Origin of the sequence: Paenibacillus sp. DRB1-1 (assembly GCF_052119485.1) — a bacterium.
GTDB lineage: Bacteria > Bacillota > Bacilli > Paenibacillales > Paenibacillaceae > Paenibacillus > Paenibacillus polymyxa_B.
The window spans coordinates 1,946,080-1,972,422 of sequence record NZ_JBODQH010000001.1; the positions used below are offsets into that span (position 1 = coordinate 1,946,080).

General features: G+C 41.0%; 27 protein-coding genes. 13 read left to right on the plus strand and 14 right to left on the minus strand.

The window, feature by feature from the left end; translation table 11 throughout:
• Positions 1 to 201 precede the first annotated feature (201 nt).
• The 6 genes from ACQW03_RS08585 to ACQW03_RS08610 all read right to left on the minus strand — a co-directional run bounded on the left by ACQW03_RS08585 (position 202) and on the right by ACQW03_RS08610 (position 5,454).
• On the minus strand, positions 202 to 510 hold the full coding sequence (locus ACQW03_RS08585) for a hypothetical protein (RefSeq protein WP_160788628.1): 309 nt from the start codon (positions 508 to 510) through the stop codon (positions 202 to 204).
• Positions 511 to 609: 99 nt separating this feature from the next.
• Positions 610 to 732 carry a hypothetical protein gene (locus tag ACQW03_RS08590; RefSeq protein ID WP_023986778.1) on the minus strand — a complete coding sequence of 41 codons (123 nt, stop codon included), beginning with the start codon at positions 730 to 732 and terminating at the stop codon, positions 610 to 612.
• Positions 733 to 1,071: 339 nt separating this feature from the next.
• On the minus strand, positions 1,072 to 1,401 hold the full coding sequence (locus ACQW03_RS08595; protein ID WP_023986776.1) for a hypothetical protein: 330 nt from the start codon (positions 1,399 to 1,401) through the stop codon (positions 1,072 to 1,074).
• 137 nt (positions 1,402 to 1,538) lie between these two features.
• Positions 1,539 to 3,191: a CoA-disulfide reductase gene (locus ACQW03_RS08600; protein ID WP_441949274.1), complete on the minus strand. Its 1,653-nt coding sequence runs from the start codon at positions 3,189 to 3,191 to the stop codon at positions 1,539 to 1,541.
• Between the two features lie 179 nt (positions 3,192 to 3,370).
• Positions 3,371 to 4,663 carry a homocysteine synthase gene (locus ACQW03_RS08605; RefSeq protein ID WP_023986774.1) on the minus strand — a complete coding sequence of 431 codons (1,293 nt, stop codon included), beginning with the start codon at positions 4,661 to 4,663 and terminating at the stop codon, positions 3,371 to 3,373.
• A 152-nt stretch (positions 4,664 to 4,815) separates the two neighbouring features.
• Positions 4,816 to 5,454 (minus strand): flavin reductase family protein, encoded by a 639-nt coding sequence (locus ACQW03_RS08610; protein WP_441949276.1) that lies wholly within the window; start codon positions 5,452 to 5,454, stop codon positions 4,816 to 4,818.
• Positions 5,455 to 5,552: 98 nt separating this feature from the next.
• On the opposite strand from ACQW03_RS08610, the gene ACQW03_RS08615 reads away from it, so the two are divergent.
• On the plus strand, positions 5,553 to 6,242 hold the full coding sequence (locus tag ACQW03_RS08615) for an ArsR/SmtB family transcription factor (protein ID WP_441949280.1): 690 nt from the start codon (positions 5,553 to 5,555) through the stop codon (positions 6,240 to 6,242).
• Positions 6,243 to 6,246: 4 nt separating this feature from the next.
• Here the strand turns inward: ACQW03_RS08615 and ACQW03_RS08620 are convergent, their stop codons facing one another.
• Entirely contained in the window at positions 6,247 to 6,837 is a 591-nt protein-coding gene (locus ACQW03_RS08620; protein ID WP_441949282.1) for a dienelactone hydrolase family protein, read from the minus strand.
• The gene (locus tag ACQW03_RS08625; RefSeq protein WP_441949284.1) at positions 6,824 to 7,675 is read right to left on the minus strand and encodes an aminoglycoside 6-adenylyltransferase; all 852 of its coding nucleotides are present in this window, start codon (positions 7,673 to 7,675) and stop codon (positions 6,824 to 6,826) included. The genes ACQW03_RS08620 and ACQW03_RS08625 overlap by 14 nt, the downstream gene beginning before the upstream one ends.
• A 178-nt stretch (positions 7,676 to 7,853) precedes the next feature.
• Here ACQW03_RS08625 and ACQW03_RS08630 point away from each other — a divergent pair, with 178 nt between their 5' ends.
• The 3 genes from ACQW03_RS08630 (at position 7,854) to ACQW03_RS08640 (ending at position 9,829) form a co-directional block, all read left to right on the plus strand.
• Complete coding sequence (locus ACQW03_RS08630; RefSeq protein WP_441949286.1) at positions 7,854 to 8,396, plus strand: GNAT family N-acetyltransferase; 543 nt, start codon at positions 7,854 to 7,856, stop codon at positions 8,394 to 8,396.
• A 17-nt stretch (positions 8,397 to 8,413) separates the two neighbouring features.
• Positions 8,414 to 8,779, plus strand: a complete 366-nt coding sequence (locus tag ACQW03_RS08635) for a cupin domain-containing protein (RefSeq protein WP_441949288.1) — start codon at positions 8,414 to 8,416, stop codon at positions 8,777 to 8,779.
• A 150-nt stretch (positions 8,780 to 8,929) separates the two neighbouring features.
• A complete protein-coding gene (locus tag ACQW03_RS08640; protein WP_441949290.1) occupies positions 8,930 to 9,829 on the plus strand; it encodes an alpha/beta hydrolase family protein in 900 nt (299 codons plus the stop codon).
• A gap of 82 nt (positions 9,830 to 9,911) precedes the next feature.
• Here ACQW03_RS08640 and ACQW03_RS08645 read toward each other — a convergent pair whose 3' ends face one another.
• On the minus strand, positions 9,912 to 10,727 hold the full coding sequence (locus ACQW03_RS08645; RefSeq protein ID WP_441949292.1) for a DUF2935 domain-containing protein: 816 nt from the start codon (positions 10,725 to 10,727) through the stop codon (positions 9,912 to 9,914).
• A gap of 522 nt (positions 10,728 to 11,249) precedes the next feature.
• Between ACQW03_RS08645 and ACQW03_RS08650 the strand changes: the two genes are divergently transcribed.
• Complete coding sequence (locus ACQW03_RS08650) at positions 11,250 to 12,209, plus strand: SPRY domain-containing protein (protein WP_441949294.1); 960 nt, start codon at positions 11,250 to 11,252, stop codon at positions 12,207 to 12,209.
• 130 nt (positions 12,210 to 12,339) lie between these two features.
• On the opposite strand, the gene ACQW03_RS08655 is transcribed toward ACQW03_RS08650, so the two are convergent.
• A complete protein-coding gene (locus ACQW03_RS08655) occupies positions 12,340 to 13,395 on the minus strand; it encodes an acyltransferase family protein (RefSeq protein ID WP_441949296.1) in 1,056 nt (351 codons plus the stop codon).
• Between the two features lie 420 nt (positions 13,396 to 13,815).
• Here ACQW03_RS08655 and ACQW03_RS08660 point away from each other — a divergent pair, with 420 nt between their 5' ends.
• Entirely contained in the window at positions 13,816 to 14,457 is a 642-nt protein-coding gene (locus ACQW03_RS08660; RefSeq protein ID WP_441949298.1) for a hypothetical protein, read from the plus strand.
• Between the two features lie 183 nt (positions 14,458 to 14,640).
• A complete protein-coding gene (locus ACQW03_RS08665) occupies positions 14,641 to 15,762 on the plus strand; it encodes an SPRY domain-containing protein (protein WP_220030665.1) in 1,122 nt (373 codons plus the stop codon).
• 241 nt (positions 15,763 to 16,003) lie between these two features.
• Here ACQW03_RS08665 and ACQW03_RS08670 read toward each other — a convergent pair whose 3' ends face one another.
• The 3 genes from ACQW03_RS08670 to ACQW03_RS08680 all read right to left on the minus strand — a co-directional run bounded on the left by ACQW03_RS08670 (position 16,004) and on the right by ACQW03_RS08680 (position 18,243).
• Positions 16,004 to 16,111, minus strand: a complete 108-nt coding sequence (locus ACQW03_RS08670; protein WP_023986758.1) for a hypothetical protein — start codon at positions 16,109 to 16,111, stop codon at positions 16,004 to 16,006.
• Positions 16,112 to 16,256: 145 nt separating this feature from the next.
• Complete coding sequence (locus ACQW03_RS08675) at positions 16,257 to 17,138, minus strand: glycosyltransferase family 2 protein (protein WP_441949301.1); 882 nt, start codon at positions 17,136 to 17,138, stop codon at positions 16,257 to 16,259.
• A gap of 454 nt (positions 17,139 to 17,592) precedes the next feature.
• Complete coding sequence (locus ACQW03_RS08680) at positions 17,593 to 18,243, minus strand: glycosyltransferase (RefSeq protein WP_441949303.1); 651 nt, start codon at positions 18,241 to 18,243, stop codon at positions 17,593 to 17,595.
• A 629-nt stretch (positions 18,244 to 18,872) separates the two neighbouring features.
• Between ACQW03_RS08680 and ACQW03_RS08685 the strand changes: the two genes are divergently transcribed.
• A complete protein-coding gene (locus ACQW03_RS08685; RefSeq protein WP_076293281.1) occupies positions 18,873 to 19,691 on the plus strand; it encodes a MerR family transcriptional regulator in 819 nt (272 codons plus the stop codon).
• Between the two features lie 24 nt (positions 19,692 to 19,715).
• Complete coding sequence (locus tag ACQW03_RS08690; RefSeq protein WP_441949306.1) at positions 19,716 to 20,891, plus strand: MFS transporter; 1,176 nt, start codon at positions 19,716 to 19,718, stop codon at positions 20,889 to 20,891.
• A gap of 319 nt (positions 20,892 to 21,210) precedes the next feature.
• Here the strand turns inward: ACQW03_RS08690 and ACQW03_RS08695 are convergent, their stop codons facing one another.
• Positions 21,211 to 22,632, minus strand: a complete 1,422-nt coding sequence (locus ACQW03_RS08695; RefSeq protein ID WP_441949308.1) for a transcriptional regulator — start codon at positions 22,630 to 22,632, stop codon at positions 21,211 to 21,213.
• Positions 22,633 to 23,211: 579 nt separating this feature from the next.
• On the opposite strand from ACQW03_RS08695, the gene ACQW03_RS08700 reads away from it, so the two are divergent.
• The 4 genes from ACQW03_RS08700 to ACQW03_RS08715 all read left to right on the plus strand — a co-directional run bounded on the left by ACQW03_RS08700 (position 23,212) and on the right by ACQW03_RS08715 (position 26,291).
• Entirely contained in the window at positions 23,212 to 23,994 is a 783-nt protein-coding gene (locus ACQW03_RS08700) for a polysaccharide deacetylase family protein (RefSeq protein ID WP_104496238.1), read from the plus strand.
• A gap of 113 nt (positions 23,995 to 24,107) precedes the next feature.
• Positions 24,108 to 24,419: a hypothetical protein gene (locus ACQW03_RS08705; protein WP_441949310.1), complete on the plus strand. Its 312-nt coding sequence runs from the start codon at positions 24,108 to 24,110 to the stop codon at positions 24,417 to 24,419.
• An 88-nt stretch (positions 24,420 to 24,507) separates the two neighbouring features.
• The gene (locus ACQW03_RS08710) at positions 24,508 to 25,164 is read left to right on the plus strand and encodes a class F sortase (RefSeq protein WP_441949312.1); all 657 of its coding nucleotides are present in this window, start codon (positions 24,508 to 24,510) and stop codon (positions 25,162 to 25,164) included.
• Between the two features lie 2 nt (positions 25,165 to 25,166).
• On the plus strand, positions 25,167 to 26,291 hold the full coding sequence (locus ACQW03_RS08715; protein ID WP_441949314.1) for an amidase domain-containing protein: 1,125 nt from the start codon (positions 25,167 to 25,169) through the stop codon (positions 26,289 to 26,291).
• Positions 26,292 to 26,343 lie beyond the last annotated feature (52 nt).

A 26,343-nucleotide genomic window follows, 5' to 3' on the forward strand; every position in this document is an offset into this window, starting at 1 on the left:
GCACCCATCCTCCGGATGATCCCCGGGGGATTTTTCATATACATAAGCGTATCTATAGACAAAAAAGTGGCCCTGCCGATACATCGGCAGGGCCTATAGCTTGATCAAAAAGGGGTTAATAGGGTCATTATAGTCTCGCTTTCTTAAAACTAAATGATATGCACCTTAAAAACTCATTAATTTTCCAGTTTGATATCCCTTCTAATAATTCGTCCAATATTCTGTACCATCGGGCGGCATCGTTTGCGTAGTGAAACGTCTTGTTTCCGCTTGAGTGCGCCTTTGGGTCGGGGGACGCTCCCACCCTTCCAGTAAAACAACATGCTGGGTACCCGAATTGTTTTCCCAAGTGATGTAGCGCTCCTGTTCCATATGCCGCAAAGCGACTGTAATTTCAGCGTCTCGCTTGCCCGTTTTTACGGTCAATTCCGCCATTGTGGGCATGTGGCGATGCTGGGCGAAATAATTATACAAAATACGTAGCAGCTTCCGTTCCAAATCTGGCAACATCGTCTTCCCTCCTGAAAAGAACATATGTTCCCATTATAACATATAAAAATGCACCCTCCTACTGGAAGATGCATGCGGGCTTGTATGCCCATGCTGAATTTAGTTTTTTTCCTTCTCCTGACGACCAACAGAGCGCAACCACCAGGCGATTCCACCCACACTTCCAAGTGCCAGAACCGTTAAGAAAATAATATAGAACAAATGAAATGCACGATCACTCATGGCAATCGCCTCCTTACTTTATGTATACACTTTCCAGCTAAGCCTGTAAACCTCTTTTTAGTCCCACATTCTAAATTTCCCCAAGAACTCGACAATAGATACTTGCTTGAGATCCATCGGTGCATACTAACTAAAAGTGGTTAATACCAAATATGAGACAGACCAAGGAGGTTATCGAATATGAAATTCCTATTGATCGTGATCATCGTCGTGCTGATCGTTGTGTTGCTTATGAGAAGACGCAGATAAGCGGAGACATCCTGCATGGTTAAAAAAAAATACAAAAAGGGCTTTCGGCACATCACCGAAAGCCTTTATTCATCTGAGGTTAAGGCTAAATTACGCCTTGTTCTTCTTGTTATATTTAATAAAAGCAATTACAAGCGCTACAGCAAACAATATTCCGCTGACCACCCATGTTGTCAGAAATGCCATACCCAAACCGACATTAGACCCCATCGTCGGGTGATTCATGGCAGTAAACACTGATCCCTGCATCATAAATATGGTACAGAACAAAACAACGGGCGCTAAAATAATCGTGCTTGCTGTCTTCCGAGTACCAGATACTGCGATCACACACAGAGCGGAAATCACCAAGATCACCCAATATATAACTGCTTCCCAAATCACTGAAGTGCCCACCTGTTCAACCTCTTTTCTATCCATTCGTATATGCCTCTTCTATTGTAACAGACGTCACACAGTGAACCAAGCCATAATTTGATCAGAAAAGGGGTAAACCCTACGGATAACGTAAATAATGTACAGTAGCGATCCTACACCAAAGACATGAAAGGAAATGTTCACTCACGTTCAGCCATAACCGAATACGTCTTATAGCCACCATCAACGTTCCTCACCCGATAACCGTATTGGGTCAAAATTCGGGCCGCAATATAGCCTCGCAGACCGACTTGGCAGGATACCGCGATCTCCAGATCACTAGGGATTTCTGCCATCCGCTCTCTAATCTCGGCCAGAGGAATATGAATCGAACCTGGAATGGCCCCCGCCTGTAGCTCCACCGCATCCCTAACATCAATAATAAGACCACCATTACGGTGAAAATCATCAACTTCATGCCACTGTATCGTTTGGACCAGTCCATCCATGATATTCGAAGCCACGTAACCCGCCATATTCACAGGGTCTTTTGCTGAAGAATAGGGAGGTGCGTAAGCAAGTTCAATATCAGCCAGTTCACGGACGTTCAATTGACCACGAATAGCCGTTGCAATGACATCAATCCTTTTGTCTGCACCATCAGCTCCAACAGCCTGCGCCCCATAGATCATTCCGTTCTCGGGATGAAAGAGCAGCTTCATAGCGATGGGTGATGCGCCAGGATAATAACCGGCATGCGAACCAGGATGAATATGAACAGCCTGATAAGGAACGCCCAGCCGCTGTAATGTTTTTTCATTATTACCTGTAGAAGCTGAAGTCAATGCAAAGGTCTTAATTACGGATGTTCCGAGCGCCCCATCATAAGATATTGCCTGACCGTTAATATGATCCGCTGCCAAACGCCCCTGACGATTGGCTCCCCAGGCTAGCGATACCATCGTTGCAAACCCATGATTGCGGTCTTTGACCTGAATGGCATCCCCCACCGCATAAATGGCCGGATCGCTGGTTTGCAGTTGGGCGTTCACCTGAATAGCGCCGCGAAAACCAAGTTCCAATCCGCTTTGTTTGGCCAACTCATTTTCAGGAACAACACCGATCGCCAGAATAACCATGTCCGTCTGAAGCATACCCCCGGAAGTCAAACGAAGTTGGGTACCCTGCTCTTCAAAAGCCGTGACTCCCTCCTCTAAACGCACCTCCACCCCGTTCAGCCTCATATGCTGTTCTACCCATTTGGCCATTTCAGGGTCCAGCGGATTCAATAATTGTTGGCCCATGTCAATAATGGTTACTGCAAGTCCACGCTCCCGCAAATTCTCGGCCATCTCCAGCCCAATAAATCCAGCTCCGATCACCGTGACATGCTTTGGATGCCTTTCATCTACATATGCCTTAATAACGTCCGTGTCATGAATGTTTCTTAATGTAAATAAATTCATAGCTTCATGTAATCCAGGAATGTCCGGTATCATCGGTTTGGCTCCTGGCGACAATACCACAATATCGTACGGCTGCTCATCTGTTTCACCTGTAATCATATCGCGGAAATGGACGAGCTTCTGCTCGCGGTCTATTTGTATCACTTCTTTCAGTACCCGTACATCTATATTAAAACGGTCTCTTATCCCTTGAGGTGTCTGGAGAAACAGCTTCTCCCGCGCATGGATTGTCCCGCCAATATAGTAGGGAAGGCCACAGTTTGCAAAAGAAACATGCTCTCCGCGTTCAAACAAAATAATCTCATCTTCCTCATTCCATCTACGCAATCTCGCAGCAGCAGAAGCTCCACCTGCTACCCCGCCAATAATAACTATTTTCCTACCCATTTCTTCCCCTCCTCATATACCCTACGGGGTATAATATATACCTATGGGGGTATATTGTCAATACGAAAAAAAGACGGAGGTTGCCCCCCGCCTGATAAACATTGAACGAATACTGATATGGGTCGAAAAATCACTTGCGAATGCTTCACACTTAGTCTAAGAAGGATCTACTGCTGCTACTACTGCTGGCTGGCCGCGATCGCCTGCTCCAGATCGTACAATATATCGTCTATCGCTTCTGTCCCGACAGATAGGCGTAACAGCTCTGGTTTGACTCCGGCAGCAACCTGTTCTTCCACATTCAACTGCTGGTGCGTTGTGCTTGCCGGGTGAATAATCAAAGACTTGGAATCACCTACATTCGCCAAATGAGAAAATAGCTTTACATTCGCAATTAGCTTGCTTCCCGCCTGGCTTCCACCTTTAATACCAAAGGTCAGGATTGCTCCTTGTCCTTTCGGCAAATACTTTTGAGCTAATTCATAGGACGGATGGCTCGGCAACCCGGTGTAGCTGACCCACTCCACATCCTTGTGGCCTTCGAGATATTGCGCTACCTTCAAGGCATTTTGACTATGTCTTTCCAACCGCAGATGAAGTGTCTCCAAGCCCTGAAGCAGCAGCCATGAATTGAACGGAGAAATGGCCGCTCCCAAGTCCCGCAGCAATTGAACCCGTGCCTTGATAATATATGCGATAGGTCCCACCGCCTCGGTATAAACAACTCCATGGTAGCTCGGGTCCGGCTCAGTCAGTCCTGGGAAACGACCACTCGCTTTCCAATCAAACTTGCCGCTGTCCACGATCACCCCACCAATAGACGTACCGTGTCCGCCAATAAACTTCGTTGCAGAATGCACGACAATGTCCGCTCCGTATTCAATAGGACGCAACAAGTAAGGACTTGGGAACGTGTTATCCACAATCAGCGGAATACCATATTCGTGCGCAATCGCCGCTACAGCTTCCACATCCAGCACATTGCCCTGTGGGTTACCAATCGTTTCGGCAAATAATGCCTTCGTCTTATCCGTAATGGCTTTGCGGAAGTTCTCTGGATCATCCGAATCAACAAAATGCACTTTAATGCCCAATTTCGGCAGTGTTGTAGAAAATAGATTATATGTACCACCATACAGACTGGAGGCCGACACAATTTCATCCCCAGCTCCAGCAATGTTCAGGATGGAGAAGGAAATCGCCGCCGCTCCCGAAGCCGTTGCCAACGCGCCAGCCCCGCCTTCCAGTGCTGCGATCCGTTGCTCGAATACATCCGTGGTCGGATTCATCAGACGCGTATAAATGTTGCCGAATTCTTTGAGCGAGAACAAATCAGCCGCATGCTCCGCATCCCGAAATCCATATGAAGTGGTTTGATACAACGGAACGGCGCGTGCAAAGGTAGTAGGATCAATTTGTTGTCCGGCATGGACAGCGAGAGTTTCGAATGACAGCTTGCGTTCTTCTGACATGGTTATTTCCTCCCTTGTTATACGTGCTGTATGAATCGTCTCTTCCTGTATGCGTACTCATGGATGATTTTTCAATCATTCTCGCACAAAAAGAACGATTTGGGAAGATAATTCTTATTATTCAGGTAGGATATTATAATTTTATTAAAATATCAGGTTTCAGATCGGAAGGTTTTGCCCAAATGCTCCCCCAAACCAAAATAATGACGGAAATTATAGATGAGTGGGCTCCACTTCGTCGGATCAATATGGTTCTCACCGAGGATGATATCCTGATAAACATGCACCTGTATGGCTTGAGTTTCGACGATCGCAAAATAAGGAGAATGGTTAGGGATTCTCACATCCTTCACCTTAGCTTCAATTTGAATAGGGCACTCCCTGATTCGGGCGGGCTTGACCCTATTCGACTCCATCGAAGTTAGTCCGCTGATCTCATACTTATCTTTATGGTACATAAATCCATGTTCCTTCTTTTCCGCTGGAACAGGATTCTTGCCTGTATAAGGGGCTAAACGTTCTACATTTTCCCACATTGAAGGCCCCGGGACGTTGATTACACATTCGGGATGGTGCTTCATATTTTCAAATGCCTTGCCACCTATTCCAATACCTAGTACCACACAATCTCCTAATGCCCACGAAGAGGAAATGGGGCTAATATTGGTCGTTCCATCCTCATTCAGCGTATTGAGTAAAATCACAGGGGTACCGTAATATAAAATGCTAGGGTTAATCGTTTTAACGTCTGAACTATAATTCATCTCATTCATCTGATTTATTGGGTTCATTATCTCTTCTCCTTCTATTCAGATCTGCCTCCCTATTGTAAAATATAAATATTTCAACCTTCATCGAAGTATGGATTACAAAGGGGGATAACCGTGCCATGAGCACCAAGTCAAATGTAGCCATGATTGCTTCTCTTGTTAGCGAGCCTTCCCGTGCAGCTATACTCACCGCTTTATTAGACGGCAGGTTCCACACGGCAAGTGAATTGGCCCATATGGCAGGAATTAAACCGCAAACGGCCAGCTTCCATCTGGCTAAAATGACCGAGGCACAAGTCGTTACTGTGGAAAAACAAGGGCGTCACCGTTACTATGGCATTCAAGACCCCGAAGTTGCCCGGGTGATGGAATCATTTTTATCCATAGCCCCGTCTGTCCCTATCCATTCATTCAAACATGCCTCCGAAAACGAGGCCCTACGGTTGGCAAGAACTTGCTACGATCATGTTGCGGGTCAATTAGGCGTGCAGCTCATGAGTTTTTTCATTCAAAAGGGGATTCTTTCCGAAGATCAGGATGGGCTTCATATCACGGAACAAGGAGAGATTTTCTTCACTGACTTTCAGATCGACCTTAAAAAAACAAGACAAAAGCGCCGCTCCTTCTCACATAAATGCCTGGATTGGAGTGAACGACGCCATCACCTTGCAGGTGCTTTAGGAAGTGCACTTCTGGACAGATTATTCGAATTAAATTGGATCGAGCGTCTGCCCACAACCCGAGCAATACGTGTTACAGCCGATGGTAAAAGAGGTTTTAAAGAGATATTTTCGATAGAGGTTAACTAGATCATCATAGTTTTAAGAACTCTACCATTTCTTTAAATGATTGCTGAGCTGAGTGTACGTTATATCGGGGAGAGTACGGGTCACTGAATCCGTGCTGTCCACTGAATTTATGTACCCGGATATTACGGTTGTCTAAAGTTGAAATGAGCTCATCCACATTAAATGATGGTTCTTCCTGTGGGAAAAAAAGCAATGTTGGACAATGTGGAGCTATTTCTAAATAATTTCTAATACGAGAGCCATAGTATCCTACGATTCCATCAACATACTTTTCTTTACTACACAGCCAGGCAATCGTCGCCCCTATGCTAAAGCCGACGATAAATACCTTTTTATAACGAGCTCGAACACTTAATAATAAACTTTCCATATGATAGAAAGCCCGGTCAAATCCTATATTATCCATAAAATTAGTGTAGGCAGTTTCCTCTTGCGAATAGTCATAAGGCGTTTCCTTGTCTAGTAAACTTGGACAAATGACGTCATAACCCTGATCTGATAATAAACTGCAAAAATTTTGTATATGCTGATTAATTCCATAAATCTCATGCAGCACAACAATTAGGGTGTCCGACCTTTTATCAATGCTTATCATATTGTCCCCCAAACCAGGTTTGGATATGGGAAAACAAGCCATTCGGATACACGTATTTATACTTAGCTGCCACTTCCGAGGATAACCGATTGAACAACTCAAAGGATACGATCAGTGCTTCCCAACTATGATTGGGGTCGTATTCCCCAAAAGATTTTTTCAAATCAGCAACGACATCTTGATCAGCCCATTCATTCAAGAATTTCCCTGCATGCCAAGTATCATATTCCGATCCATGTACAGCTTTTGCATGCCACTCTATCATTTGCAGCAATAATTGTTTACAGTCCGTATCTCTTTGCTTAGCTACCCACAGATCATTGCGCAAAATTTGTTTAGCCACATATAGAGAGGCGAAGCAATACATATTAACAACCTGTAGATAAGCACCTTCAGATATCGGATGAGTATCCGGGATCGTAGTGGTTTGAGGAATGATTTGATTTCCATTTCCCGTCTTATCGAGCAGAATCCTGACCCCACGCTGAAACCCTTCAGGAATACGCCCATTTTTGATTATATGATCCAGATCAGAAGTATGACGGAATAGAAAATCAACCTCAGCCCCTTGGTCAAAGAGAATTAGTTTTTCTGGATCTCCTTTTGCCGTTCGAAACATAAAGCTGGTCCAAACCTTGCCGATGTTTAGTAACCAATGATCATTTTGAAGATAGTAATCTGGATTCGTTGAAAAGACGACTACATCCAAGTCAGAAAACTCATCAAAAGGTTTGTCCTCTCTTGCACGGGACCCAACGATATAAACCGCAATAATTTCTTCATTAGAGAGTCCCCATTCGGATATACGCTCCTCGAGCACTTCGTAAGCATTATTCATTACAATCCAGCCTCCTTTTTTTAGAAAATATTATATCCAATCCAATAATAACGGTATATATTTTTCAGTTAACATTCAAAGGAATGCTTCCTGATATACACCATTCATCAAATCAATTTCCCAATCTTCAGCCTGTGATATAATTGTTTCAATATTACAGTTTGGAAGGATGGTGCGGATGTCGGAGCAGCAAGTATACATCCGGTTCTCTGAGGAGACGGACGCCGCAGAATTGACAGCAATGTACAAGCGCAATCGGGAATTCTTTGAGGAGTTTTCGCCAAACACCCAAGAGAAGTACTATACGGAGGAGCACCAGCTCCAGACGATTATTAAGAGCAAGGCTGACATGATGGAGGACCGGAAATATTCCTTCGTGATGTGTCACAAGGAGAACGACCGGATTATAGGCAGCATAAATTTATCTTTTGTGGTGAGGGGACCGCTTCAGAGCTGTATGATCGGATACAGCCTAGACCAAGCATATAACGGCAAAGGCTATACGACAGAGGCGGTGAAGCAGGTGGTTCGCTATGCTTTCGATGAGCTAAAGTTTCACCGGATCTTCGGGGAAGCCTCTCCTCAGAATCCAGGATCTATCCGTGTGCTCGAGAAGGCTGGCTTTCACAAAGAAGGCATCTCTCAAAGCAACGTAAAGATCAACGGAAAGTGGGAGGATCACCAGGTACTGGCGATTATAAATCCGTCTGAGGATATCTAGTTTAAAAGGAGGGTATTATGAAGTATCAATCCATCAAACTGCATGAAAAGTTATCTAAGTTTAGTGAACATTGGTCTCCGAAAGTTATTGGTGAAATGAATGACTATCAATTTAAATTGGTGAAAATAGTTGGGGATTTTGTATGGCACGATCATCAAGATACCGACGAGGTCTTTATTGTACTTGAAGGCGAGATGTTCATTGATTTTAGAGATGGACGGGTACAGGTTTCTCAGGGAGAAATGTTTATTGTACCTAAGGGGGTCGAACACAAGCCATTCGCACATCAGGAGTGCCATATCATGCTAGTAGAGCCGAGAGGTGTAGTAAATACTGGAGGAGCAGAGTCAGAATTAACGGCAGTCAATGATATTTGGATTTGAATATTTAACAATAATTAAAAGATAGTGAACAAGAGAAATTGAAGCTGCTCGAAGATGTAGCGGTATACACTCGGCAGCTGTCTATTTTTTCATTAAGCAACGGGCATGAGGATAGTTAAACAATAATTCGAGAAAGGAAAGGTATGGTGGATGATAAGAAACGCAGGATTTAAGAATAGTTATGCAGGATGGCGAGAAGTAGAAATAAAGGATTCCTCCCTAGGCATTACATTTCCCATGATGGTAATGTATCCAGCGGACGAACCCGAACAAATAGAGCGATTGGGTCCATACCAGTTAGAGTTGGCGAGAGAGGCAGATCTATCAGAAGGAAGATTCCCTTTGGTTATCATCTCTCACGGTACTGGCAGTACGCCGCTTGTGTATCGGATTTTGGCGCAGCATTTAGCACGCAATGGTTTTATTGTCGGCATTCCAGAGCATCCATTTAACAATCGAAATGACAATAGTTTGGAAGGAACAGCACAGAATCTTACCTATAGACCTAGACACCTTAATATGGTCACCGACTGGTTTTTCGATAGTATGCTGTTCAAGGACAAATTAATACAGAATGCTGTGTCTCTCATCGGACATTCCATGGGCGGTTACACGGCATTAGCGGCGGCGGGTGGCGTGCCGACTTCTTTGCCTCACGAGACCTCGGACGGGAAGCCCCAGCTTATAGAGGTTACACCAAATTACCGAGTGAAATGTCTCGTTTTACTAGCGCCAGCGTCGGTCTGGTTTCGAGCTGAAGGTAGCTTGCGTGCGGTTAATCTACCTATCTTAATGATGGATGCAGAGAAAGATCAGTACACTCCTTCTTTACACGCTCGTTTAATATTGGATGGCGTGCCAGATCCTAAGAAGGTGCAATACAAAACAGTAAAAAACGCCGGACATTTCTCCTTTCTGAGTCCTTTCCCGGAATCGATGAGGACTCCGGCCTTTCTCCCATCGCAAGACCCTCCCGGCTTTGATCGCGAACATTTCCATAAGATGCTTAATGCTGACATATTGGATTTTCTATGTACTCATACACGTTAGTTGGATGACAACAGCGGCTGTCTAAAACTTTATTTTTCGAGTCTTGGTCTGCCGCTGTTTGATTTTTTGTCCACTTTAAAGTTTAGTGCATGATTTCTCTCTTGTTCACCTTAACACCTGATAAGGATTGATCAAACATATCGAGAATAAAAAGGAACCTCTCCGCTTCACGAAATACATGATCGGCCAATAAAGGATGGATAATGCTTTTTATTCCGCACTCATCGATTAAATCACGCGCTGTTTTCTTAAAATCACGCAAAGACTTCACAGAGACACGGTTCTCATCAACAAATTGACTCAGGAGTGGAACGGTTTGTGACTGTGGCCGCATATGACTTAGGTCAATCGCTTGAAACATCAGCATATCAAAATCATTACTAAACTCCCTCGCTTGTTCAACCAGTTTACGTTCGGATGGATCAAGCAAATGGCCTATAAATTTTGCGTGATCGGCCATGATTTTTAAGAAAAATACATTTTCATCAATAATTGCATCGGGTAATGGTTCAAGCTTTCCTGAATTGAGTTCTCCTAAACGATTTCTGAAATAATTGGCTTCCCGGCTTACGTGATCTACCAGTAAGGGAAAATTGGTTTGCCCAGGAAGCTTGCATTGTAATATAAGACCCAATACCATTCTCTTAAATGCCCAAATATTTGTCGCTGCATTCTGAACTTCCGTATTAAACTCTTTGATTGTATAAGGATCTGTCTCGATATTAAATTCATACGATCTTTTCTCAATATCCTCAAAAATAGCGTAAAACTGATTGGCTTCTGTTTTAAGTTGAGTATCTTCCGCTCGAAAACCTAACCCCAGAAAAAAGGAATGCTCCTTCATAATCCTGGACCAAAATCGTATTTCATCTAATGAGCGTGAAACGAATGCATCCAATCATATCCCTCCTCTATGTGAGCAAAAAAGCACTTACTTAGTCATATGGGATATGCCTTGTCATTATGAATATCGAATCCCACGCCTCATACAATCTAATTCTGAAGTTGAGCTATTGAGACTCGTAACTCTGTTGCCTTATCTATGTACGTGAAATATTTCTCTATACTGGCTATTGACCGTCGGAGTTATTAATCATTCCGGGCCCTCTCCTGATACTAGGTCTATTCGAAATTCAAGCTGGTCTCACATAAAAATTTTACCCGCTATCTTAACTGATTCTGGCTTAATCTCCTCTACTATTCCCCCGTAATCCTCAAATGCCAAGCTTAATCGGATGTTTCTTTGAAACCTCCAATCTAATGACTAGTGCCTTTATACTTTCGACGACCTAAGTTCACCTAAAAATAATTAAATTCCATAATAATACTCATATTTGAATTTATATCATTTAATGTTTGGACAATTATCCCAATCTAGTTCTATAATTCACTTGTTATTACATATATTTAGGAGGAAGTCATGAACAATATTATATTCAAAAAACTAGGAACAATAGTGTTAGCCCTTCTCATTGGAGCTTCGGTGTTCTCGTTGTTCCCTACCGTTACAAAAGCTGAGACTACAAATGTGACTTGGAAAAACGGGTCTGTAGTAACTACTCTTGATGGGATTTCAACAAGCGACAGAGCGACAGTGGGGAAAACAAATGGGAAATGGTATTGGGAAGTGAAGGTCAACAATGTTGCTTCATTCGTAGGAATAACAGGTGAATCGGACAAACAATATCAAGCATTTTATGGGGCTAGTGGTGAAATTTGGAATAACATCAAATCACCAGTAAAGCTAGCCTACAATTATGGTTTTGGAGTTGATTACGTTATCGGCATTGCATTGGACTTAGATAACGATAAAATAGTTTGGTACGCTAATGGGGTTTCACGCGGAGCTAATTCCATTAAACCATCTGAACTAGAGGGGTCACAGATTTTCCCTGTGGTTTTAAGTGGAACTGGTCAGAAAATAGCTTTTGAGGCTAATTTCGGAGCTAGTGAGTTTAAATATCCTATTCCTGAAGGATTTTTACCTTATCAAGATTCGGGTACATCTACAACGCCTGATCCGTCTACTACACCGGATCCATCTACAAAGCCTGATCCATCTACTACACCGGATCCGTCTACAAAGCCTGATCCATCTACTACACCGGATCCGTCGGATACAGATGGGTCCCAACCAGCTGGTGACCGTGCTATTCTGACTGTAACGATGGACAATGGATTTGATAAAGAGTTCGATCTGAGTAAAAAAGAGCTGAATGCCTTCATCGCTTGGTATGACGCTAAAGATGCTGGTAGAGGTGCTTCTTTCTTTGCCATTGACAAGCACAATAACAACAAAGGTCCATTCAGCAATCGCAAAGACTACGTAATCTTCAACAAAATTCTCACATTTGAAGTAAGCGAATATTCAACGAAATAAACATGATGAAGGACTTCATATCGGCTAACATGCCAATGAAGTCCTTTTTTCACCGTTACCCTAATCTCGAAATCACGCCTACATTGCTATACTGGATGATACATTTTTCCTAGACCAAAGCTTTGCACACCTACACTTGGCCCCCGGCTTTGTTTGTACTTAGATCAATATTTTTAGTGTACACTTTGTTATTAATGAGACTAATGATGCTATTAACTACAATTGAAGTAAGTACCGTTAACAACGTTAGCCACAACAAGATCAAGATAGATACCTTGGGGAAGAAAACAATACTCTGAAAATAATAATAACAAAAAAAAGTGTGGGTTAACCAAATATTCATTGAATTTTTACCTAAGTAAGCGAAAGGTCTGGCTAGTTTTAATTTATTCATTAAATGAATACTAACGAGGATAAGTACAGGAGCTATTATCATATCAATCGTTGTCTTCTCAAATAATTGACTCGTGGTACGAAAGTGAAATAGCACTACAATTATTATAATATCAAAAAGTATGTTATTAAATATGATGGAATTATAAATCTTACTCATCCATGAATACAAATTATATTTAGCAAAGAACAACCCTATCATAAACGGCAACTGCCAATACATAATACTGTAATAATTTCCTTGTGAATATGAATTATAAAAAACAAGGCCGGAAATGAGTAGAGTTACCCATGCATTACGTTGAAAGGCTTGGAAGGTGACCGGAAAAATTAATAGCAGCAGAATATAATCATATAAAAACCACCACTCACCATTATATGAACTGGATAGGGCTATAAAATTCCGCAAAAAATCCATTATTGAATTATTTTGAAATCTATCAGAATTTCCAAAAAAGTATAGACCAGCTGGAATAAAAAGCAAAAAAACAACCCAGTAATTTATCATTATTTTGCTTAATCTTGTAAAGCTCTTCTGCATTAAATGATGTGGATTTTGAACATTGCTCTTATATAAACCATAACCACTTAGAAACAAAAAAATGGATATTGCTATTTGCCCAAAATGCCCTACATAAAATTCCCCTCTTTCATGAAATAAACTAAATAATGAAACATAGTCGTACTTTAATCTGTCAGGAAAAGCAAAAAGATGATGAATCAAAAGGAGTATTACAGCAATACCTTTTGCAATATTTGTTTCTTCAAGTTTTAATTCCTTATCATTGTGCACACAATATCCTCATTTCTAGTTGTACTTGAATAGAGATATATTAGCACAAACCAAAAATATAGAATATTTATTTTTTTTAATACCCTTACATCCTCCATTTTTATACAAAAAAAGCGGTCTCTAAAAGCCTAGGACCACGCTGTGCCTGAGTTTGTAAGTTATTGGTGAAGGGGACAACCCCGGCTTTGCGACATTGCCTAATTTGATATAATGAGTCATTTATACAATTTTTAGAAATTCGGTGCGTCCGATATCACATATTAATGAAAGGTCTCTAGAATAGAAAAAGCCACTGTTTATTATCCTTGTTGTTAAAACTTAAAAGTATTATGTATTCAACACTAATATTCGATAATAAAGGTAACAAGATAAAATGAGCAACTACCTCAACCGATGAGGATACTCACAGGAGAATTCGTCATGTTAAAAAAAATTCTATCCATTGTTCTACTTTCTGTAGCTCTAACAGCTTGTGGAAGCAATTTTAAAGAAACAACGACAAGGACTGGGTCTTCAAGCACGTCCTTTGCTACTGAACAAACAGTAAGCAATGAAAATACTGCTCAGCAAGCTTCTACAAATGAGGTCACAGATAAAGAATATTTATTTGCTGAATTCTTGAAAGATGGAACACCCGTGTTAACAGAAGATCAAGCTTCTATGGAACAAACCTCTTATGACTTCATTGCTAAAAACAGTGACTTATTTCCTTCCACAGATAAAAGCAAAATCATTAATCTAGTAGACAAATCCGTAACAACAAAACACTTAAATAAAAGTTTGAACTTATACTTAAACAAATTTGTAAAAATAAGCGGGGATGTAATAGATATAGAAGAAGATAATATTCCTATAGGGACAACGGCTATCGTTTATATTAGTGATGAAAATGATAATACAGTAATGGCAGTTTATCCGGGAGCAAGTGGAGAAATTTTTGAAGGAGACGTTGCTACAGTTATTGGAGTTCCTATCGCTAATTTTTCATATGAAAATGTTTCAGGTGGCTATACGAATACTACACTGTTAGCAGCTTCTTTTCTCACGAAAGAAAATCAATAAATTTTAATCATGTAAGCCCTTCGGGGCTTTTTCTTTTAAGCAAAAACAGAATTAAATTGTTACGTTTCATTGTTAAAAAGTAATTATTTTACTTCTTATTCAATATATGCATTAAAATGTTTAGACGATACATATTGAAACTGCTAAACTCGCATAATAATACATAAATAAGGAGAGATTTTGTTGAAAAGAGTTATTTCGTCATTATTGCTACTGGGATTTTTTACTCTAATATGTTTTAGTTCCTCGACATACGCTGCTACAAAAAACGTAGTGTGGGAAAAGAGCCAGTCTGTTTCGGCCACCGTAGATTCAAGTGGAACTAAAGCAAGTGTGGGAAAAACCAAAGGAAAATGGTATTGGGAAGTCACAGTAACAGCTCAAGCAAGTACCACAACTGGCATTGGTATCGTCGGTGAAGGTAAGCAATACAATGGACCAGGTGCAGGAGCTCTTCAGAATTGGATGTATTATGCTGCAAACGGAAACACTTATCCGGGGATCGTTTCTTCTGGAACGACCTACACATTAAAAGACGTTATTGGTGTGGCTTTGAATATGGATGATGACAAGATAAGCTGGTATAAGAATGGTGTATTCGTTTATACAAGTACCTTTAAACCAAGCGATCTTCCAGGAGAGATTGTGACTCCTTCGATCACAGGTGGTTCAGCTGGCAGCTTTTCGTTTGACACAAATTTTGGTGCGACTCCATTCACGCACAGTATTCCAGAAGGGTTCCTCCCCTACCAACAACCTGAAAATTCATTAACTCTTAATGCAACAGGGAATGAAGAAAATATTCAATTGCAGTGGAATGAAATAACAGGAGTCACTACTTATAAAATTGAAAGAGCACTAGCCCCTGGGGGTCCGTATGAAGAAATTGCCTCAGATATTTCTGGTACTTCTTATACTGATAATAAAGTTGAAGAAAACACTACCTATTATTACGTAGTTTCTGCGAATATCTCCATGGATCAAGTTGTATCCAATGAAGCAAATGCTATTGTAAAGAAATCCACGCCCGATCCGTCTGATCCAACCGAACCAGAACAACCTAGTGGTGACCGTGCCATCTTGGTTGTAACGATGGACAATGGATTGGATAAGGAATTCGATCTGAGTAAAAAAGAACTGAATGCCTTTGTCGCTTGGTATGATGCTAAAGATGCCGGGAGAGGTGCTTCTTTCTTTGCCATTGATAAGCATAATAATAACAAAGGTCCATTCAGCAACCGTAAGGACTACGTAATATTCAATAAAATCCTTACATTTGAAGTAAGCGAGTATTCAACGAAATAAACAACAAAAGAGGTAGACTGTCCGCTGTGCAGGACTCAAGATGCCTCGCGGCTTAAGTGGACCAGAAACCCACGCAAGGTTGCTTACAATAAGGTGTACAATCGCAGCATGTTCGATATATTTAAAGTGATTAAGAAATTGTTCAAAAGAAAAAAGCTCTGCCGACCCATAGGGTTAGCAGAGCTTTTTATCTAATCTAATTTCGGGCAGATTATGAAATCATACAATTCTTTTCACAAAATTAAACCCAACATGATTTAAGGATGATAACCAAGAGGATATAGAGCACCAAAATGGCCGCTGTAGAAGTCCACACACCGCAAACAGCTGCACCTGCACATCCGCTCATAGCTTTAGCCCTCCTTTATTTGTCGTCATTTTAATATATGTGTAAATATGTTTTATGACCGGGCATTCAGGTAAACATAAAACACCCCATTTACACACGCCAGCGGGATATTAGGATACTTTCCAATCGCTTGCTGATATCTTTGTTAATATGGGAGATGGGATATACACCGTGAAAAAGCCATGCTTAATAGTTCCTGATTGTAAATCTGATACTTACAGTTTTGATCCAACACCCAATTCGCAAATCCTACAGCTTTAGTGTAGCAATTATAATCATAGGGATTAATTTTATACTCAAGAATATCCAGCATAATCTGATTTTCTTCATCTGATAATTCCAAGCCCAACTGGCTAAACTGTCTTTGTCGAATTCTCCGAGCAGTGGCGTCTTGTATTGCTTTGTACTGATTGGACACTTGTCCTTTATGTTGACGATAATACAATAAGTTTATGGGGAGGTTCGCTATTTGTACCTGAGAAGCTAATCGGTTCCACAGTTCGTAGTCTTCGGCATGGGGATAATTACTATCATATTGAATGTTTAGCCGACGTATCATGCTATTGCGTATTATTGTGACAGGATGGCAGATACAGCAATGGAATAACAACCATGTTTTAATTTCTTCATGACTGGCCGGATTCACCTTAAGTACTCCTCCACTAGAAGTAGTAAAAGCAGCACCGCATACATCAATTAGGGGATTTTGATCCATAAATGATATTTGCACATCCAATCGATCTGGCGTACAAATATCATCGCTATCCATACGAACGATATATTCACCAGTTGCCCTATTGAATCCCTCGTTTAAAGTAGCGACCAAACCTTGATTGGTACTATGAAAGATTTTAATTACTCTAGGATCTGTTATCTGTGAAATAAGAAAAGCGGATCCATCTGTTGAGCCATCATCAATAATAATTAATTCAAAATCGGAATAGGTTTGAACTAAAATACTGTGGACTGCTTCCAAAACATAAGCCACAGTATTATAAACTGGCAGTATAACTGAAGCTCGTGGCACAAGAAGTTCCCTCCATTCTACATTTTAAAATAAGAAAATATTATTTTACATAAAAGCGAACTTCCCTATTTTTCTCGAAACCAGTTCTTCATATGTTCATGCTTCAAGTATATGTATTGAAATATTTTTTGAGGCGGCTTCTCGGTAAAAAAGGTCGTACTAAAAAAGACTAGTAGAACCGACAACATAATTTCCCCTTTTAAAAAGATTATTGAAATAAAATAGACTTATTGTAATTTTTTTATTCATGAACCACCTTACCCCTGGCCTACACATTACGAGTGCTTCGTAATAGATTCAATAGAACTGAGCTTGTGGAAGAACGTATTTCGGTTCGACATACCGACTGTATTCATAGTTGTATTAACGATTCATTAAACCGATAAAAAAGCTTTCTATACCACCCTTTGTGGTGATCATAGCTAATCTGCTTTACTGCGTCTATAGCGATCACTTAAAATTTTTCAGGGAACTGTTTAACCATGCCTTCTGTCAGAATGTCCGCTAAATGAATCATATGGATCTCGTTTTTGTCGGTTGATGCAATACCCGCTTTCCAATCTCCTTTGATATAGTCGAGGACTAATTCCGTAATCAACTGAAGGTGCGTATACAGCATATCTTGTAGCGTTTTAAACTGCCAGTTCGGATTCGCTGCACTTAAAAATTTGGCGATATCATCGGCGTTTGTACGCCAATCCGCTTCTAGCTTTTTCACATCCGCCTGATTACCCGCTTTGGCAGCCGCTACAATTTTCCCTGCGATTAGAATATGCTCCCTCAGAAGATCAGCCAGCTTATTACCAGCGGCTTCCCCATAATAAGGCTTGATAACATTGCCTATATCTTGCTGGTTCCGTAAAAGCCGGTCCAATACGTCCTTCTGATCTTGAAGATTAGATATGGCGCTGACAATATAGTTCCTCGTCCATATCGTATGGTCGATCCATACCTTCTGCATATCGCCTTTCAGTTGCACCATTTTGGAACTTAGGCAGGCAGAATCCTTCTCCTCCCCTACCTTCGCTTGCGCGACTACTAACGGAGTCATGCTAAAAACGAGCGCCAAGGTTAACGGCAATGCCAACAGCCATTTGTTTTTCAATTCATCTGCTCCTCTTACGTTTGGAATAAACAGGCTATCTTATTATGATTAAATATCCGTTTTTAATTCAAAACACATAAGAGGCCTGCCGGTGATTAGCCAGCAGAGCCCATGACTCAATGATCCAAGTAAAAGAGGTTACACCGTATCGGGATAACGTCCACCGTAGGCATTTGGACTAACTGCGTCAATACGGGCTAAATCATCGTTAGTAAATTTAATATTAACAGCATTAACATTTTATTCTAGATATTTTCGACGTTTTGTACCTGGAATCGGCAGTGCTCCTTTAGCTATTGTCCGGGCTATTGCCAGTTGTGCTACCGTGCAATTCTTCTCTTTGGCGATTTCCCCAAGCTTGTCCACTATGTTAACACTCTTTTGGAAGGATTTTTCAATAGATAGATTAACTCAATTACTAAAGGCTTGAACCAACAGAATCCTATTAATTCAAGAAAAATGAACGTTTTATTCAGAAACGTTTCTTTGACTTACCAATAACACCAACATAGAGTGGTGACAAAGATGGCAGTCGATCTTAGCTATAAAAAGGAAAAGCAGTCATCCTTGACTTTCCCCTGCACGGGAAACTGTATACTCACATTATGTTATAGATTGGAGATGATATTTTGTTCAAAATCAGTACATTTTCCAGGCTAAGCAAGGTCTCCTTAAAAACACTGCGTTATTACGACCAGATTGGCATACTTAAGCCGAGAAAAGTGGATCACGATACGGGCTACCGCTACTATTCCGCAGATCAGCTTCTTGAGCTCAACCGAATCTTAATCTATAAGGAATTGGGTTTTACATTGCCCCAAATTAAACAGCTGCTTCAGGAAGATATTTCATTGGAGAATATTCAAGGCATGTTTAAGCTGAAAAGAAGCGAAATCCAGCATATCATCGATACGGAACAAGCCAAACTCGTCAGGATTGAGGACCGTATGCAGCTTATAGAAAAAGAGGGGCAATTCGAAACGGGTCAAGAAATCAGAGTCAAAGCAGATGGTGCTCAATCGTTTTTTTATCAGAAAACATGCGGGAAAGAAGAAGACATTCCGGATTTGTTTCGTCGATTTGATCAGTTATTAACAACGGAAATTCGTCAATTGATTCAAGGTCCTCAGGTTGTTTTGTGGAAAGAAATCGACGGAAAAGAGGATGAGTTTGAGTTTGAAGTCGGTTATTTTTTAACCTGTGAGCTGCGGTCATTTCCAGAACCGTTTCTGCTACGGACTCTTCCTCCTGAACCGATGATGGCCACAATGGCTTTTCATTCAAATTCTAATTTTGATGGTGCGGCCTGTGTTCATTTAGCTAAATGGATTGAAAAAAATAACTATCGGATCAAGGAAAACGAATTAGGTAGGGAACTATATTTACCGTTAACTCCAGAACGAGATGCACAATTCATAGAAATACAAATTCCCATTATAAATAGATAACTGAAGAAGGTGGATTGGGGTAAATTGAAAAATAAACGGATCATCTATGTCCTGGCACTGGCTGTTTTTCTGATTGGAACCATTGAATATATTATTACGGGAGTCATTGAGATGATCGCTGTAGACTTGGGAGTATCTACTTCAGAAGCTGGGTTATTGGTGACTGTATTTGCTCTCGCCGCGGCTATTGTCGCTCCGATTGTGATTGCATTAACGATCAATGCAGATCGCAAGAAACTACTAATGACCACCCTTGGTGTGTTTATTGCCAGCAACGGACTTATGTTTGTAGATCTTGCTTATGAAACAGTACTATGGATACGAATTATCCAAGGGGCTAGCGGAGGAATCGCTACCGTTGTAGCCATGGCAGTAGCGACACGGCTCGTTGAAAAAGAAAAAAGGGGCAATGCCATCGGTATCATTTTGATGGGGCTTAGCAGTTCGTTAGTGCTCGGTGTTCCCATGGGCACATTTTTTAGTGAGATGTTTGGATGGAGAATGCTATTTGTTTTAATCGGATTATTAAGTGTTCTTCCATTACTTATCCTCTATAAAAAGGTTCCAGCAATCAAAGAAGAAGAAAAGGTTACCCTCAGAATGCAGCTCTCTATTTTAAAAAATCCAACTATTCTGATGGCCTTGGTTATTACGTTATTTTATGTCGGCGGCTATTCTACACTGTTTACTTATATTACGCCTTTCTTGCAAGCCACGTCCTCTCTTTCCATGACAGAAATTAGCGGTGTTCTGTTCCTGGCGGGCATTTGCAGCTTTGTCGGATCAAGAGTGGGCGGACAATTGGCAGATGCAAAGGGATCGAAATTCACCATTTGTCTCGGGCTCATGCTACAGGGGGCGACTCTTCTTTTATTCGCTCTAGCCGGAGTCAATCTCTTGGTATTAATCTTGGTTTTAATGATTTTTATGTTAGCAACGTGGAGTATTTCCCCGGCCCAGCAACTATATCTGGTTACTCTGGCGCCTCGAAATCCGGACATTGCACTTAGCGTAAATACTTCGTTCATCCAATTTGGTTTTGCACTGGGATCTGGATTAGGCGGGCTAGTCATCAGTCGTACATCTGTCCTATATTTGAATTGGCTGGGTTTTGCCGCTGTAAGCATAGCTTTACTTCTTGCCATCTTACTATTTAAAAAAATGAGCAGTAGAACTAAAACTCCTATAGTTACTAAATAAGAAATGGACTGGACACCCACATCCAGTGCAATTTCAATGATGGTATATACCGTCTTAAAAGACAGAGCCTGGCTTAATGCAGCTGCAAACAGTTCTATATCCGATTTTAACACTTTATATGTATGGTTCATGCTGATCACCTTGATAATTCATTTGGTGAACGATGTAGTAATTCCTTCAACAAAAATCCCCGCCGACCAGTAAAAGGTTAGCGGGGATTTGCTTTGCTTACGTTTAAGCACCTCCGATGGTAACGTAAGGCTGAATACTATTGTGGTGGTTAAGAGCTTGATCCGGCACATTAACAATAAACAAAAAGCTAGCCGCGATGATCAGCAGTACCATTTTTTTTAACATTGGTCATCCACACCTTTTCAATGAAATTTAAAAATACTGCTTTAGTTTCTGAAACCGCATAATCCCGAAAATGTAAAAACAAACCCATACAGTTTATAAAATTAGTCTCATTATTTAATGTATGATAACTTACCATTGCATACATCAAATGTTTAAAACCGTCCATGTAAGCGCCTCGATGTAAATAATAATAAGCTAACTCGTAACCAAACCACGCGATATAATCCGGTATCACCTGTTGAGTATACATATCATCTGATGATGGTTGCTGTTGTGCAAAAGCGTTTATTTCGGCTTCAAATTGTTGAAGTACACCTTCCACATCTATGTTATATTGGTTTGCTGAAATTATAACATTCAACAGTTTTGAGATTTTCTCATTCTCGTTAGTGGCTGATGTCGCTGCAATATATTCAACATAATCTTGAAGTACACTTATATCTCCTGACAACAGTTTATATACGTAAGTATTACCTTCTGCCCAACTTTTAAACAAGCTAACCCAGTGTTGAGTGTCGTCGTCCGTCTCCTTGACCCAATCTAGATTAGCGTAGGTGTATGTATAATCTAGAGCTTGTTGATAGTCGCCTTGGGCTTCACAGACACTTGCACACAATAAATCGGCATATGAAATATATACAAACAACGGGCGACTTAGCTTCTTGGCAGACTCATCACGCTCTCGACTCTCTTGTTGATGTTTTAGCGAATATTGAGCTTTCGCTTTCTGCTTCATTTTTTTCGCCGCTTCATCTACCTTGTTCCATTTACGCAAAGACCTGTACACATTAGCCAAGTCCTTCAATGCATCAAGCTGGTCTATTTCATCTAGGCGTTCAACAAAAGCTTCAAATATCGTAGCTGCACTGAGATTGCGACTTTGATCGTCTCCAACTTGAATCGTGAATATACGATATTGACAGATGGCTAAACGTTCAGAATGTTGGTACTTCTCCGCTTCAGCTACGCCCTCATAGAGCAGCAATGCAGCATCATGTCGTCCCTGTGCTAATAGTACTTCTGCTATATCAAATAATTTAGGCGAATAGAGTAAGTTGTCCATAATGCTTCCCACCACTCGACGGATCGCATCCAGCTTGTCCAACTCCGCACAGCGAAACAAAAACGGCTCGATTCGTCTCATATTCGGGGGAGTGTCGATGATGTAGTTTTCTATAAATAAGTCGTAAAAGTAGCCCTCCGGTAAATCCATAGCTTCAGTAATTAGGTCAAGCTGGTTAACAGACATAGACTTATTCCCCGTCACAATAGCACTTACTATTCCCCTATTCATGCCTGCTATATGCCCGAATTGCGTTAGACTCATGCTCTCTTGTTTTAAGTATCTGTCTAATTCTGCTCGTATCGTAGGTGTATGCTTCATGACATAGCCACCCTTCGCATAAACTTTCCATAATTTTTAAAAACATACTTCATTTTTCACCAAAATTAACCACCTGTCAATATACTATTCAACTAATGTAAGAATTCGATTTTTAGCATGAAACGAAACAAAAAACTAATTATATATAGCATAATAACCTGACTAAAAAGACCTCAGCGTAGAAGATTGTCCAAAAACACAAAAAAGCGCGTCCTCCAAAAGCTTGGAAACCGCGCTGTGCTTGAGTTTGTAGCTATGCTGGTGAAGGGAATTGAACCCCCGGTCTACGCATTACGAGTGTGTTCCGGTACAGTTCCCCTTAGTACCCACATACCCCCAAAGTCTGTAATTATTTAATTACGTTTGCCCTAAGGCTCCTAAAATATTTATATAAATAATCCGAAGCCGTTAGAAGTTTTGTTAGAAGGAAACAAGACGAGATAGATACCTTAATGGTCTCTATGTACATTGTAATAAATTGAAAATACTATTTGTGAAAATAACTTATTCGAGCGAGGAATGGCGTACACTTTTTCATGGCAAGCTAAACTGAAAAACTTAGAACGGAGAATAAACTCGATGAAAAATATTCGATTAATGTCTTCTGTGATCGCAACTTCTTTGCTGTGCATCAGTTTCTTCCCTGCTCCATATACAACTGCACAATCCACCTCATCTCCTGCACATACAAAAGGAAGAACCTATTACGAAGAACGAGGTGATATTGTATGGGAAGTTCCTACACATCGCAAGCTTATTGCCCTCACCTTCGACGACGGACCGGACGAAAGCAAAACAGTTGCCATTCTAGATTTGCTCAAGCAATATGATGCCAAAGCGACCTTCTTTGTTGTCGGCAGCCGTGTAGAAAAACTCCCTGACATTGTGAAGCGGGAACGAAAAGAAGGACATGATGTCGGCAACCATACCTTCCATCATCCATCTTTCCATCGTATTTCCCCCAACAAAGCCCTGTCTGAAATTGATCAGGGCCAAGCCAGCATCATTAATGCAACGGGTACAGAAACCCACTTTTTCCGTCCACCTGGTGGTTCCTACACCGACTCGCTCGTCAAACTTTCTAAAGAAAAAGGGCTAAAAATGATTTTATGGTCCTGGCATCAGGATACCTTGGATTGGCGAAAACCAGGTGTGCACCGCATCGTCAACAAAGTACTTCGTAATGCTCGTAACGGCGATATTGTCCTTATGCACGATTATGTATATAAAAGTACGCAAACCGTTGAGGCTTTAAAAATCATTTTGCCTGAGCTGAAAAAAAGAGGATTTACCTTCGTTACCGTATCCGAACTGCTTGACAATCGTGCCACACCCGAAGGACTGATTGAGGTCAATAAATGAAAGGTGAGGAATAACCAAACCAATTCCTCCCTATGAAATTAATGACTACATAAAACGTTCTATGTACGGAGAATATATCTACGAATTACCAACTATCTAAAGGAGGCAATAACATGAAAAAAGCGATATTGGCTGTAGCATCCCTGGCTGTATTTCTGTCAGCAGGATCGATGGTATCTGCATCTGCACCCGCAATGGAAAAGCATGAACACAAAATGCACCAGCATAAGGTTAAAGCTCATGCGAAACACGAACACAAGCTGCATGCGAAGAGCAAACATGAGAAAGCTCACAAGCTCCATGCACGTGAAGCTGCACCAGCTAAAATCATTGGAGAAAAAAGTATTCATGCAAAGAGTTTAAAAGCAAAAGCTACTAAATTACCAAAAACTGGGTATGGTGGCGCGAGCGAGCAAATGAATTAAAGGAGGCTAAAAGGGAGAGGGGTCGTTTATTATCCCCTCTTTCCTTCTTCATATGACAACTAAGTGGTTCAGTCGTGTCACAATACTATTGATTCTGCTGATTACTGCAAGCTGTTCATCTTCAGCTGAACATCGTGGTAACTCTACTCGTGCCTCGCATAAGCTAGAAATTCAACAAACTCAAAATTCAAAGCCCATACTGGTTACGAATAAACCTTTTTTAGGGATCATTCCACATAAAATCGATATCCCTGCGGTTCGTATTCATTCGATTATAGAACCGGTTACCTACTTAGAAAATGGGCAAATGGGCGTTCCAGGTAACACGGATCGAGTAGGTTACTTATCTACTGCTGTATTGCCAGGGGCAGTTGGTAATGCAATTATGGACGGGCATGTCGATACATATACGGGTCCGGCAGTTTTTTATCCTCTTAAAAAATTGAAAAGAGGAGACTACGTGTATGTAACTGGCGATAACGGTTGCAAGCTTCAATTTGTAGTGGAGTCCGTAAAATTTTACCTAACCCCCGAAGCACCGATTCAAACGATTTTTGGTCCTACAGAAGAGCGGCATTTAAACTTAATTACCTGTGCCGGGCGCTACAGTCGAAGCAAGAAGGAACATGAGGGGCGACTGGTTGTCTTTACCAAATTAGCACACATGAATTCAGCCTGTGAAAAACTTACGGGTCAGAACAAGGCAAATCCCAAAACAATTAACCATTTTAAGGAGAATGAGTAAATGTGCCTAGGATAAAAAAATTGAAACTGCTGTGCATGATTTTAATATTAATCCCTGTATGCAGCCTTTTTTTATTTCGTGCACAAGCCGAGCCAGCTGGACAAGATAACGTTATCCCATTTCTTCAAGAATTGTTTGATGATCGTACTCGGTTGTTGATGGATCAGGATAAAACGCACATCGAGGACCATTACTTGATAACAGATAAACGAAGCAACTATGCGTACCATCATGAAATGAACAGAGCCGAATATATTCATGAATGGGCTAAACATCGTAAAATGAAATTTGTGAATGCGGAAAGCACAATTCGGATAGCCCGTACAGAAGTATTGGGTGATACGGCCAAAATTTCCCTTGTTCAGTCCTTGAAATTGAGTTATGAATATATTCACAGCTATCCCGGTCGGCATGATTTTGGAATTGGAACACGTCATGGTATTACACTAAGAAAAAAGGATAACCGTTGGTACGTGGAACGAGAATGGTATTCAGATCCTCTGGAAGAGAATTCAAAAAAGATTCAAAAATCCGACTTATTTTTTTCTCCCCATAAAGATCCGGCAACAACAGAGAGAGCTATTCATAAATATAACAGAGCCCGCGCCGTTGACTATGCGAATAAATATGCAGGGACGACATGGGGGGCAGGGAATGGTCAACGATATAATCAAAAATACTTGGATTATAACTCCAAGGGAGGCGACTGTACCAACTTCTCCTCACAAGTCATCGGGGATGCGGAAGAAGGCGGAGGGCTGCCTATGAAATCAGGCTGGCATTACTTGTATGGCAATGGTGGAAGCCAGGCCTGGGTTCAGACAGATGCATTTAGAAATTTTCTTATACGCTCCGGCTATGGAAGAATTATTGGACAAGGCAGCTTCTCAGATATTGTTCAATCCGTTAATGAACGCCAGCTGCATCTTGATAAACCCCAGTTACTTCCAGGTGATTTAATTGCTTACATCTTAAAAGGCGATGTAGACCACTTCTCAGTTGTAGTCGGATTTGATCAGAGTGGCTATCCTTTAGTCAACTCCCATACCGCAGACCGTTTCAGAGTTCCCTTTGACTTGGGGTGGGATAAACATACCAAATATTTATTAATTCATATACAGGACTAAGTCTCGTGATCCTTAAGACTTATTCATATCCCGGAGGTTTCTGTCATAGGAA

Coding starts and splice junctions, on each gene's coding strand:
- ACQW03_RS08585 (WP_160788628.1), bottom strand. CDS start 510: ATGTTGCCAGATTTGGAACGGAAGCTGCTACGTATTTTGTATAATTAT.
- ACQW03_RS08590 (WP_023986778.1), bottom strand. CDS start 732: ATGAGTGATCGTGCATTTCATTTGTTCTATATTATTTTCTTAACGGTT.
- ACQW03_RS08595 (WP_023986776.1), bottom strand. CDS start 1,401: ATGGATAGAAAAGAGGTTGAACAGGTGGGCACTTCAGTGATTTGGGAA.
- ACQW03_RS08600 (WP_441949274.1), bottom strand. CDS start 3,191: ATGGGTAGGAAAATAGTTATTATTGGCGGGGTAGCAGGTGGAGCTTCT.
- ACQW03_RS08605 (WP_023986774.1), bottom strand. CDS start 4,663: ATGTCAGAAGAACGCAAGCTGTCATTCGAAACTCTCGCTGTCCATGCC.
- ACQW03_RS08610 (WP_441949276.1), bottom strand. CDS start 5,454: ATGAACCCAATAAATCAGATGAATGAGATGAATTATAGTTCAGACGTT.
- ACQW03_RS08615 (WP_441949280.1), top strand. CDS start 5,553: ATGAGCACCAAGTCAAATGTAGCCATGATTGCTTCTCTTGTTAGCGAG.
- ACQW03_RS08620 (WP_441949282.1), bottom strand. CDS start 6,837: ATGATAAGCATTGATAAAAGGTCGGACACCCTAATTGTTGTGCTGCAT.
- ACQW03_RS08625 (WP_441949284.1), bottom strand. CDS start 7,675: ATGAATAATGCTTACGAAGTGCTCGAGGAGCGTATATCCGAATGGGGA.
- ACQW03_RS08630 (WP_441949286.1), top strand. CDS start 7,854: ATGTCGGAGCAGCAAGTATACATCCGGTTCTCTGAGGAGACGGACGCC.
- ACQW03_RS08635 (WP_441949288.1), top strand. CDS start 8,414: ATGAAGTATCAATCCATCAAACTGCATGAAAAGTTATCTAAGTTTAGT.
- ACQW03_RS08640 (WP_441949290.1), top strand. CDS start 8,930: ATGATAAGAAACGCAGGATTTAAGAATAGTTATGCAGGATGGCGAGAA.
- ACQW03_RS08650 (WP_441949294.1), top strand. CDS start 11,250: ATGAACAATATTATATTCAAAAAACTAGGAACAATAGTGTTAGCCCTT.
- ACQW03_RS08660 (WP_441949298.1), top strand. CDS start 13,816: ATGTTAAAAAAAATTCTATCCATTGTTCTACTTTCTGTAGCTCTAACA.
- ACQW03_RS08670 (WP_023986758.1), bottom strand. CDS start 16,111: ATGAGCGGATGTGCAGGTGCAGCTGTTTGCGGTGTGTGGACTTCTACA.
- ACQW03_RS08695 (WP_441949308.1), bottom strand. CDS start 22,632: ATGAAGCATACACCTACGATACGAGCAGAATTAGACAGATACTTAAAA.
- ACQW03_RS08700 (WP_104496238.1), top strand. CDS start 23,212: ATGAAAAATATTCGATTAATGTCTTCTGTGATCGCAACTTCTTTGCTG.
- ACQW03_RS08705 (WP_441949310.1), top strand. CDS start 24,108: ATGAAAAAAGCGATATTGGCTGTAGCATCCCTGGCTGTATTTCTGTCA.